General features: G+C 71.4%; 10 protein-coding genes. 8 read left to right on the top strand and 2 right to left on the bottom strand.

What is annotated here, in order from left to right; genetic code table 11:
* Positions 1-26 precede the first annotated feature (26 nt).
* Positions 27-1,028 (bottom strand): Gfo/Idh/MocA family protein, encoded by a 1,002-nt coding sequence (locus tag CF165_RS29900; RefSeq protein WP_205661009.1) that lies wholly within the window; start codon positions 1,026-1,028, stop codon positions 27-29.
* Positions 1,025-2,047: a LacI family DNA-binding transcriptional regulator gene (locus CF165_RS29895; RefSeq protein ID WP_093950934.1), complete on the bottom strand. Its 1,023-nt coding sequence runs from the start codon at positions 2,045-2,047 to the stop codon at positions 1,025-1,027. Before CF165_RS29895 ends, CF165_RS29900 begins: the two co-directional genes overlap by 4 nt.
* Before the next feature lie 111 nt (positions 2,048-2,158).
* Between CF165_RS29895 and CF165_RS29890 the strand changes: the two genes are divergently transcribed.
* From CF165_RS29890 to iolD, 8 genes are read left to right on the top strand one after another with little or no spacing between them, the layout of a single operon-like run.
* On the top strand, positions 2,159-3,037 hold the full coding sequence (locus CF165_RS29890) for a TIM barrel protein (protein ID WP_093950933.1): 879 nt from the start codon (positions 2,159-2,161) through the stop codon (positions 3,035-3,037).
* A 20-nt stretch (positions 3,038-3,057) separates the two neighbouring features.
* Positions 3,058-4,053, top strand: a complete 996-nt coding sequence (locus tag CF165_RS29885) for a sugar ABC transporter substrate-binding protein (RefSeq protein ID WP_093950932.1) — start codon at positions 3,058-3,060, stop codon at positions 4,051-4,053.
* Positions 4,050-5,093, top strand: a complete 1,044-nt coding sequence (locus tag CF165_RS29880; protein ID WP_093950931.1) for an ABC transporter permease — start codon at positions 4,050-4,052, stop codon at positions 5,091-5,093. Before CF165_RS29885 ends, CF165_RS29880 begins: the two co-directional genes overlap by 4 nt.
* Positions 5,090-5,869, top strand: coding sequence for an ATP-binding cassette domain-containing protein (locus CF165_RS29875; protein ID WP_093950930.1), 780 nt, complete (start codon positions 5,090-5,092; stop codon positions 5,867-5,869). The genes CF165_RS29880 and CF165_RS29875 overlap by 4 nt, the downstream gene beginning before the upstream one ends.
* Positions 5,866-6,795 (top strand): 5-dehydro-2-deoxygluconokinase, encoded by a 930-nt coding sequence (iolC, locus tag CF165_RS29870; protein ID WP_093950929.1) that lies wholly within the window; start codon positions 5,866-5,868, stop codon positions 6,793-6,795. The genes CF165_RS29875 and iolC overlap by 4 nt, the downstream gene beginning before the upstream one ends.
* Entirely contained in the window at positions 6,792-7,682 is an 891-nt protein-coding gene (locus CF165_RS29865) for a Cgl0159 family (beta/alpha)8-fold protein (RefSeq protein WP_093950928.1), read from the top strand. Before iolC ends, CF165_RS29865 begins: the two co-directional genes overlap by 4 nt.
* The gene (gene iolB / locus CF165_RS29860; protein ID WP_093950927.1) at positions 7,679-8,608 is read left to right on the top strand and encodes a 5-deoxy-glucuronate isomerase; all 930 of its coding nucleotides are present in this window, start codon (positions 7,679-7,681) and stop codon (positions 8,606-8,608) included. The genes CF165_RS29865 and iolB overlap by 4 nt, the downstream gene beginning before the upstream one ends.
* Positions 8,605-10,440 carry a 3D-(3,5/4)-trihydroxycyclohexane-1,2-dione acylhydrolase (decyclizing) gene (gene iolD / locus CF165_RS29855; protein ID WP_093950926.1) on the top strand — a complete coding sequence of 612 codons (1,836 nt, stop codon included), beginning with the start codon at positions 8,605-8,607 and terminating at the stop codon, positions 10,438-10,440. Before iolB ends, iolD begins: the two co-directional genes overlap by 4 nt.
* Positions 10,441-10,448: the final 8 nt, after the last annotated feature.

Below are 10,448 nucleotides of genomic sequence, written 5' to 3'. Positions count from 1 at the left end.
CCCCCGCGTTACCACTCACGACCGCGTCAGCGGCGGACCTCCGCCAGCTCGACCGGACGGCGTTCGCGGCGGGAGACTTCGCACGCCTCGGCGATGTAGAACGCTTCGAGCGCGTCGGCCGCGACGCACGGCGAAGGGGCGCGACCCGCGACGACGTCGAGGAACGCCCGCAGTTCCGTCGTGTACGCCGGGCGGAAGCGCTCCATGAACCCCGGGTACGCCGGCCCCGGCAACGGCGCCACGCCCGGCTCCACCGACCGCAGCGGCGACCGGTCGTCCAGGCCTACGACGACCCCCGAAACCGAGCCCAGCACGTCGAGGCGCACGTCGTAGCCCGCGCCGTTGTAGCGGGTCAGTGACACGGTCGCCAGGGTTCCGTCGTCCAGGGTCAGCGTCGCCGCCGCCGTGTCGACGTCGCCCGCGTCGGCGAAGAACTGCTCGCCGCGGTTGGCGCCGACCGCGTACACCTCGGTGACCTCGCGGCCGCTGACCCAGCGGACGACGTCGAAGTCGTGCACGCCGCAGTCGCGGAACAGCCCGCCCGAGTGCGCCACGTACTCCGCCGGCGGAGGCGCCGGGTCGAACGTCGTCGCGCGCAGCGTGTGCAGCCAGCCCAGCTCGCCCGACGCGACCGCCGCCCGCGCCGCCGCGTAGCCCGCGTCGAACCGGCGTTGGAAGCCGATCTGGACCGGGACGTCCGAAGCGCCGATGCGGTCGATGACGGCCAGGGTGCCCGGGATGTCCGCGGCCACCGGCTTCTCGCAGAACACCGGGATGCCCGCGTCGACCGCGGCGATGATCAGGCCAGGGTGCGCGTCGGTGGCCGCCGTGACGACCAGCCCGTCCAGCCCCGCGGCGAACAGCGCGTCCAGCGACTCGGCGGCTTCGACACCGATCTTCGCGGCGGCGGACGCGGCTCGCGCGGTGTCGACGTCGGCCACGACGACCGACTCGACCTCCTCGAAGCCCTTGAGCGTTTCCGCGTGCGCGGTGCCGATCCGGCCGGTGCCCGCCAATCCCAACCTCATCGTGGTGTTCCTCCTGTTTCGGAAAACTGGGAAGTGGTCGAGCGGACCACCAGGGAGGGGTGCAGCAGGTGCCGGACCGGCTCCGTGCGCTCCCCGCGGACGCGTTCGAGCAAGGCCGCGAAGGCCAGCCGCGCCATGTCCTTGCGCGGCTGGTCCACCGTGGTCAGGGAAAGGTGCCGCAGCGCGGCGAGCGAGGTGTTGTCGTAGCCGACGACCGAGACGTCCTCGGGCACGCGGAGCCCGGCCTCTTCGAGGGCCGAGATCGCGCCCACGGCGTTGAAGTCGTTGCCGGAGACCAAACCCGTCGGCAGCTCGGCTCGCGAGTACGCGGCGAGCAGCTCCCGCACGGCCTTCTCGCCCCCGATGTCGGTGTGTTCGCTGCGCACGACGATCGACTCGAGACCGTGCCGCCGCATCGCCGACTCGAAGCCGCGCCGCCGCTGCGCCGCTCCGGCTGCGCCGCCGCCGTCGAGGTGCGCGATGCGCCGGTGCCCGAGGCCGACCAGGTGGTCGACGGCCAGCGCGGATCCCGCTTCGCCGTCGTCGTTCACCGTGTCCACTGTGGACGACCGGGCCGTCCGCGAGACCAGGACCACCGGGCACTGCCGGGCCGCGACCTGGATCGCCGAGGCCGGGACGACCGGGGAGAGCAGGATGATCCCGGCCGGACGGAAGGAAAGCAGGTTGTGCAGGGCGTTCCACTCACGCGTGGGGCTGCGGCCACCGGTGTTGAGGATCAGGTCGAACCCCGCCGCCTGCGCGGCGGTGTCCAGCTCTTCGACGATGTCGGCGAAGAAGGCGTTGCGCAGGTCGTTGACCATCACGCCGAGCACGGTGGACGTCCGGCTGGCCAGCGACCGCGCCATCACGTGCGGCTGGTAGCCGAGCTCTTCGGCCGCGCGCAGCACGGCCGCGCGCCGCGCGTCGGAGACCTTCGGTGAATTGTTCATCACCAGGGAGACCAGCGCGCGGGAAACTCCCGCCCGTTCGGCGACGTCCTCCATGGTCGGACGCACCATGCGCACCTCCCCTGATCACCGGAAACTCGGCCTTGACTTTGCTGTGACGGACGCTACAAGATTAGAGCGCTCTAATCAATAGAGCGCTCCAACGGACCAACGGAGGCCCTTGTGACAGCGACGATCCGCGTGGCCGCCGCCCCCATCTCCTGGGGCGTCTGCGAAGTCCCCGGCTGGGGCCGGGTGCTGGACGCGGCGACCGTGCTCGGCGAGATGGCGGCCCTCGGCGTCCAGGCCACCGAGCTGGGCCCGCCCGGTTACCTGCCCCGCGACCCGGCGGAGCTGCGGGAGCTGCTCGGGAAGTACGGCCTGCGGCTCGTCGGCGGCTTCCTCGCCGTCGTGCTGCACGAAAACCAGCAGCAAGCGCTCGAGGAAGCCGAGGAGTCGGCCGCGCTCTTCGCCGCCTGCGGGGGTGACGTCCTCGTCCTGGCCGCCGCGACCGGTCTCGACGGCTACGACGACCGCCCGAAGCTCACCGACACCGAATGGGCGACGCTCGTCGGCACCGCCGGCATGATCCGTGACATCGCCGCCGCCCACGGCCTGCGCACCGTGCTGCACCCGCACGTCGGGACGCACGTGGAGCAGCAGGACGAGGTCGAGCGCTTCCTCGCCGATTCCGATCTCGGCTTGTGCCTCGACACCGGGCACCTGATGATCGGCGGGACGGATCCGGTCGAGCTGGCGAAACGGTATCCCGAACGGGTGGGGCACGTGCATCTGAAGGACGTCCGAGAAGACCTGGCGGCCGAGGTCCGCGCGGGCAGGCTCGGCTACACCGACGCGGTCGGGCGGGGCCTCTACACCCCGCTCGGCGAGGGGGATGTGGACGTGGCGTCGATGGTGCGCTCCGTCCAGGCGGCCGGCTACGACGGCTGGTACGTCCTCGAACAGGACACCGCCCTCGGCGAGGAGAGCCCCGACGACCTGCCCCGGCGGGACACCGGGCGCAGCCTGGCCCATCTCGCGAAGATCACCGACTCCCTGTAACTGGTCCCAAAGGAGTGACTGTGTTCTCTTTCCGGAAACTGGCCGTGGCGGCCGCGATCACCGCCACCGGGCTGGTGCTCGCCGCGTGCAGCGGCCCCACCGCCGACAACTCGAACAGCAGCTCCAGCTCTTCGCCCGCCGCCGCGCCCAGCTCGGGTGGCCCGCTGAAGGTCGCCGTCGTCACGCACGGCAGCGCCGGTGACGCCTTCTGGAACGTCGTGAAGAACGGCGCCGAGCAGGCGGGCAAGGACCTGAACGTCGGCGTCGACTACTACTCCGACGGCGACCCCGGCAACCAGGCGAAGCTGATCGACAACGCCGTCGCGCAGAAGGTCGGCGGCCTGGTCGTCTCGATGGCGAACCCGCAGGCCCTGCAGACGTCGATCCAGAACGCCGTCAAGGCCGGCATTCCGGTCGTCACCATCAACTCCGGCGAGGACTTCAGCGCCCAGTTCGGGGCCATCGCCCACGTCGGCCAGAGCGAGGGCCTCGCGGGCCAGGGCGCCGGCCAGCGGCTCAAGGCGGCAGGCAAGACGAAGCTGCTGTGCGTCATCCACGAGGCCGGCAACATCGGCCAGAACCAGCGCTGTGACGGCGCGAAGCAGACCTTCGGCAACGTCAGCACGCTGCAGGTCGACATCTCCAACCCGACCGACGCGCAGTCGCGGATCCGCGGCGCGCTGCAGTCCGACCCGTCGATCGACGCGGTGCTGGCCCTGAACTCGCAGGTCGCGGCCCGCGCGGTGAGCGCGGCGAAGGAAGCGAGCTCCAAGGCGCAAGTCGCCACGTTCGACCTGAACGCCGACGTCGTCGCGGCCATCAAGGACGGCAGCATCCTCTTCGCCGTCGACCAGCAGCAGTACGAGCAGGGCTACCTGCCGATCGTGTTCCTCAAGCTGTACAAGGAGAACGGCAACACCATCGGCGGCGGCCACCCGGTCCAGACCGGCCCGGGCTTCGTCGACAAGACCAACATCGACACCGTGGCCCCGTACGCGCAGCGCGGCACGCGATGACCGCAGCCATCCAGGCACACCCCGACGAGCGCGTCGCCAGGAAAGGCCTGATGGACCGTCTGGTCGTCCGGCCGGAGATCGGCGCGCTCCTCGGCGCGGTGCTGGTGTTCGTCTTCTTCTCCGTGGTCACCGGCCAGTTCCTCAGCCCGCTGGGCGTGGCGACCTGGCTCGACGACTCGTCGACCCTGGGCATCATGGCCGTCGTGGTCGCGCTGCTCATGGTCGGCGGCGAGTTCGACCTGTCGGCGGGCGTGATGACGGCGTCGACGTCGCTGGTCACCGCGATCCTGGCGACGCAGGCGGGCTGGAACGTCTGGCTCGCGCTGCTGGCGTCGCTGGTCTTCGCGCTCGGCGTCGGCGCGTTCAACGGCTGGCTGGTGATGAAGACCGGACTGCCCAGCTTCATCGTCACGCTGGGATCGTTCCTGGCCCTGCAGGGGCTCAACCTCGGCGTGACGCGGCTGGTCACCAACACCGTCCAGGTGTCGGGCATGCGCTCGACCAGCGGCTACGAGTCCGCCGGCGGGGTGTTCGCGTCCACCTTCGACATCGGCGGCACGGAGTTCCAGTCCTCGATCCTCTGGTGGATCGCCGTCACCGCGATCGCCGCGTGGCTGCTGGTGCGGACCCGGTTCGGCAACTGGATCTTCGCCGTCGGCGGGTCGCAGGTGTCGGCCCGCTCGGTCGGCGTGCCGGTGGTGCGCACGAAGATCCTGCTGTTCATGGGCACCGCGCTCGGCGCGTGGCTGGTCGGCTCGATCAACATCCTGCGCTTCGCCAGCGTGCAGGCCAACCAGGGCATCGGGCTGGAGTTCCAGTACATCATCGCGGCGGTGATCGGCGGCTGCCTGCTCACCGGCGGGTTCGGCTCGGCGGTGGGCGCGGCGATCGGCGCGCTGATCTTCGGCATGGCGCGCCAGGGCATCGTGTTCGCGCAGTGGAACAGCGACTGGTTCATGCTGTTCCTCGGCATCATGCTGCTGGCCGCGGTCCTGGTGAACAACGCCTTCCGGCGCCGCGCGGAAAGGGTACGCCGATGAGCCTGATCGAAGTTCGCGAGGTCGGAAAGACGTACGGCAGTGTCATCGCGCTACGCGATGTGTCCACTGTGGTCAACGCGGGCGAGGTCACCTGCGTGCTCGGCGACAACGGCGCCGGGAAGTCCACGCTGATCAAGATCCTGGCCGGCGTGCACCAGCACGACCGCGGCGAGTTCCTCGTGGACGGCGAGCCGGTGCGGTTCGCCTCGCCCCGCGAGGCCCTGGACCGCGGCATCGCGACCGTGTACCAGGACCTCGCGGTGGTCCCGCTGATGAGCGTCTGGCGGAACTTCTTCCTCGGCTCCGAGCCGACGACCGGGTTCGGCCCCTTCCGGATGCTGGACCGCAAGAAGGGCCGCGAGACGACCAAGAAGGCGTTGTCCGACATGGGCATCGACCTGCGGGACGTCGAGCAGCCGGTCGGGACGCTCTCGGGCGGCGAACGCCAGTGCGTGGCGATCGCGCGGGCGGTGTACTTCGGCGCGAAGGTGCTGATCCTCGACGAGCCGACCGCCGCGCTGGGCGTCAAGCAGGCGGGGGTCGTCCTGAAGTACGTCGCCCAGGCGCGTGACCGCGGCCTCGGCGTCGTCCTGATCACGCACAACCCGCACCACGCGTACCCGGTCGCCGACCGGTTCCTGCTGCTCAAGCGGGGTGCCGCGCTCGGGCACTACGAGAAGTCCGAGATCGACATCAACGAGCTGACGCGGCAGATGGCGGGCGGTGCGGAACTGGAAGCGCTGGAACACGAGCTGCGGCAGGTGGAAAAGGCGTGAGTCTCGAAGCGTTGACGATCGGCCGGGTCGGAGTCGACCTCTACCCCGAGCAGAGCGGCGTCCCCCTGGCCGGGGTCAGCACGTTCGCCAAGTCGCTCGGCGGGACCGCGACCAACGTCGCGGTCGCCGCCGCGCGGCTCGGCCGCCGGACGGCGGTGCTGACCAAGGTCGGGCCGGACGGCTTCGGCGACTACGTCCGGCAAGCCCTGGACGGCTTCGGCGTGTCCCCGGCGTACGTGGGCACCTCCGACGGTCTTCAGACGCCGGTCGTGTTCTGCGAGCTGAACCCGCCCGCGGACCCGCCGCTGCTGTTCTACCGCTCCCCCATCGCCCCCGATCTCACGCTCACCGACGACGACGTGCCCTGGGACGTCGTCGGGTCGGTGCCGCTGCTGTGGGTCACCGGCACCGGCGTCTCCGCCGAACCCGCGCGGACGACCCAGCGCAAGATCCTCGAGGCCCGCGGACGGCGGGAGCACACCGTCCTGGACCTGGACTACCGGCCGATGTTCTGGCCGTCGGTCGAGGAAGCCCGCGAAGAGATCGGCGGGATGCTCGACCACGTCACGGTCGCGGTCGGCAACCGGACCGAGGTGGAGGTCGCCGTCGGCACCGCGGACCCGGACACCGCCGCGGACCGGATGCTCGCACGGGGGCTGCGCCTGGCCGTGATCAAGAAGGGCGCCGAAGGTGTCCTCGTGGCGACTCCGGACGGCCGCTGGACGGTGTCGCCGCAACGCGTCGAAGTCGTCTGCGGGCTCGGCGCCGGCGACGGCTTCGGCGGCGCCCTGATCCACGGGCTGCTCTCAGGCTGGGACCCGGTGCGCATCGCCGAGTACGCGAACGCGGCGGGCGCGCTCGTCGCGTCCCGGCTGGCCTGCGCCGACGCCATGCCGGCCCCCGAGGAGATCGAGGAGCTGCTGTGATCCTCACGGACGAGCGCTGGAAGGAGCTCCTGCACGTCCGCGCCACGAACCCGGGCGCGATCCGGCAGGCGTACGCGACGCGCAAACGGCGTGCCACGCTGCTGTCCGACAACGGGACGCTGTTCCTGGTCGCGGCCGACCACCCGGCCAGGGGAGCCTTGTCGGTCGGCGAGGACCCCCTCGCCATGGCCGACCGGCGGACGCTGCTCGACCGGCTGCTCGTCGCGCTGGCGAACCCGGCGGTCGACGGCCTGCTCGGCACCCCCGATGTCGTCGAGGAGCTGCTGCTGCTCGGCGCGCTGCACGACAAGGTGGTCTTCGGGTCGATGAACCGCGGCGGCCTGGCCGGCGCCGACTGGGAGATCGACGACCGGTTCACCGGCTACGACGCCCGGACGCTGGTCGACTGCGGGCTCGACGGCGGCAAGATGCTGCTGCGGCTCGTCGACTCCGACCCGGGCACGGTCCCGACCCTGCAGTCCTGCGCGGACGCCGTCACCGAACTGGCGGCGTACGGCCTGGTCGCCATGGTCGAGCCACTCCCCTACGCCCGTTCGGACGGGAAACTCGTCCTGCAGACGGATCCCGTGTCACTCGCGCGAGCGGTTACGGTGGCCTCCGGGCTCGGCACGACGTCGGCGCACACCTGGCTGAAGCTGCCGTCCACCGACTCGCCCGAAGTCCTGGGCGCGACGACGCTGCCGGTGGTCGTGCTCGGCGGCATGCCGTCCGGCGACACCGCCGCCGACCTCGCGTCGTGGGGCCGGACGCTGCGCCACGACGTCGTGCGCGGCCTGGTCGTCGGCCGCACCCTGCTCTACCCGCCCGACGGCGATGTCGGCGCCGCCGTGGAAGCCGCCGCGAAGGTCTTGGAGGCCGCGAAGTGAGCACGAGGTACTCTTTCCCGCCGAGTGCGCATGGGCACAGCAAGCTGCACCGTCCACTCGGGACACTGTCGGACGACGCCGATCCGGTCCGGCTCACGCCGGACAGCGCGGGCTGGACGTTCACGGGGCTGCGCGTCCTCTCGCTGGCCCCCGGCGAGGTGCGGACCTTGCACACCGGCGAGTTCGAAGCGTTCGTGCTGCCGCTCTCCGGTTCCGCGACCGTCCGGGTCGACGGACAGGTCTTCGAGCTGGCTGGCCGTGAGTCCGTCTTCACGCGGGTGACGGACTTCGCCTACGTCCCCAGGGACGCCGAAGTCGAGTTGTCGACTGAGGACGGTCTGGAAGTCGCACTGCCGATGGCCCGCTGCACCCGCCGCCTCTCACCGAAATACGGCCCCGCCGAAGACGTGCCGGTCGAGGTGCGCGGCGCCGGGCAGGCGACGCGGCAGGTGACCAACTTCGGCGTGCCCGGGGTGTGGGACCACGCCGACAAGCTCAACGCGTGCGAGCTGATCACGCCGGGCGGCAACTGGTCGTCGTACCCGCCGCACAAGCACGACGAGGTGAGCGAGTGCGAGGTCGTCAACGAGGAGATCTACTACTTCCGCATCGCCGGCCGTGACGGCGTGACGCCGTCGCGCGAAGGCTTCGGCCTGCACCGGACCTACACCGCGGACGGCGACCTGGACGAGGACGTCGCCGTGCGCGACCACGACGTCTTCCTCATCCCGCGCGGCTACCACGGCCCGTGCGTCGCCGCGCCGGGCTACCCGATGTACTACCTGAACGTCCTGGCCGGTCCGGCCGACGAGCGGTCCATGGCGTTCTGCGACGACCCGGCCCACGGCTGGGTCCGCGATACGTGGGCGACGCAGGACCTCGACCCGCGGTGCCCCGTCACGAGTCACGAAGGGCGTGTGCAGTGAAGCTGACGACGGCTCAGGCGCTGGTCCGCTGGATCCTCGCCCAGCGCTCGGAAACCCTCGACGGGCACGAGGTTCCGCTGTTCCCCGGGGTGTTCGCGATCTTCGGGCACGGCAACGTCCTCGGCCTCGGCACCGCGCTGGAAGAACACCGCGGGGACATCCCGGTCTGGCGCGGGCACACCGAGCAGGGCATGGCACTGGCCGCGGTCGGCTACGCGAAGGCCACGCACCGGCGGCAGGTCGGCGTCGTGACGTCGTCGATCGGGCCGGGCGCGCTCAACATGGTGACCGCGGCCGGGGTCGCGCACGCGAACCGGCTGCCGGTGCTGCTGCTGCCGGGCGACACGTTCACCAGCCGGGCCCCGGACCCGGTGCTGCAGCAGGTGGAGCACTTCGGGGACGCGACCGCGACGGTGAACGACGCGTTCCGCGCGGTCTCGCGCTACTTCGACCGGATCACCCGGCCCGAGCAGCTGCTTTCGACGTTGCCGCAGGTCGCGCGCGTGCTCACCGATCCGGCTGACGCCGGCCCGGTGACCCTGGCCCTGCCGCAGGACGTCCAGGCGGAGACGTACGACTTCCCGGACGCGCTGTTCGAGCCGGTGACGCACCGTCCGCAGCGCCCGCGTCCGGACCGGCGTTCGGTCACCGAGGCGGCCGGGGTCCTGCGTTCGGCGAAACGGCCGCTGATGGTGCTCGGCGGCGGTGTCCGGTACTCGGGTGCCGGGCAGCGAGCCCTCGACTTCGCCGAGCGGCACGGGATTCCTCTGGTGGAAACGACCGCCGGCCGCACGCTGGTTCCGCACACGCATCCGCTGCACGCGGGGCCGCTGGGCGTCACCGGCTCGACGTCGGCGAACGTCGTCGCGGGCGCGGCGGACGTCGTGCTCGCGGTCGGGACGCGGCTGCAGGACTTCACGACGGCGTCGTGGACGGTGTTCTCCCCCGACGTCCGCCTGGTGGCGCTCAACGCGGCCCGGTTCGACGCCGTCAAGCACGGTGCACTGTCGGTCGTCGGGGACGCCGACGCGGGCCTGACGGACCTCGCCGCCCAGCTGGAGAGCTGGCGCGTCGACCCGGCGTGGAACGCGCGGGCCGCGGCCGAGCGCGCTTCCTGGGACGCGCACATCGACACGCTGCGGTCGGCTGTCTCCGAACTGCCGGCGTATGCGCAGGTCGTCGGCGTGGTGAACGAGCTGTCGGCGCCGGAGGACTACGTCATGACGGCGTCCGGCGGGCTGCCGGGCGAGCTGATCGGCGGCTGGCGCGGGTCCGGCTCGGTCTCGATGGACGTCGAGTACGGGTTTTCGTGCATGGGTTACGAGCTGTCGGGCGCGTGGGGCGCGGCGATCGCCCATCCGGGTCTCGTCACGACCCTGCTGGGCGACGGCTCGTACCTGATGCTGAACTCGGAGCTGTTCTCGGCCGCGTTCGCCGGTCACCCGTTCGTCGCGGTCGTGTGCGACAACGACGGGTATGCGGTGATCGCGCGGCTCCAGGAGGGCCAGGGCGGCAAGCCGTTCAACAACTTCTACGCCGACTGCACGACTTCGCACGCTTCGCCGCCGCGAGTGGACTTCGCGCGCCACGCGGAATCGCTGGGCTGCCTGGCGTTCTCGGCGTCCACTGTGGACTCGCTGCGGAACGCGTACGCCGAGGCGCGCAAGGCGGCCGTGGCCGAGCGGCGCCCGGCGGTGGTCGTGGTGAAGACGCAGCCGTCGGCGTGGACCGAGGCCGGGGCCTGGTGGGAGGTCGGGGTGCCGGAGCACCTCGCGGGCCGGGACGAGTACGAACGCGCGAAGGGCGGTCAGGTGCGCTACCTCGGGTCCTGACAGCGCAA

Origin of the sequence: Amycolatopsis vastitatis, assembly GCF_002234595.1 — a bacterium.
Taxonomy (GTDB): domain Bacteria; phylum Actinomycetota; class Actinomycetes; order Mycobacteriales; family Pseudonocardiaceae; genus Amycolatopsis; species Amycolatopsis vastitatis.
The sequence above is the reverse complement of the archived record's forward strand: the minus strand, read 5'-3'. Positions and strand labels throughout refer to the sequence as shown.

Coding starts and splice junctions, on each gene's coding strand:
- CF165_RS29880 (WP_093950931.1), top strand. CDS start 4,050: ATGACCGCAGCCATCCAGGCACACCCCGACGAGCGCGTCGCCAGGAAA.
- CF165_RS29875 (WP_093950930.1), top strand. CDS start 5,090: ATGAGCCTGATCGAAGTTCGCGAGGTCGGAAAGACGTACGGCAGTGTC.
- CF165_RS29895 (WP_093950934.1), bottom strand. CDS start 2,047: ATGGTGCGTCCGACCATGGAGGACGTCGCCGAACGGGCGGGAGTTTCC.
- CF165_RS29900 (WP_205661009.1), bottom strand. CDS start 1,028: ATGAGGTTGGGATTGGCGGGCACCGGCCGGATCGGCACCGCGCACGCG.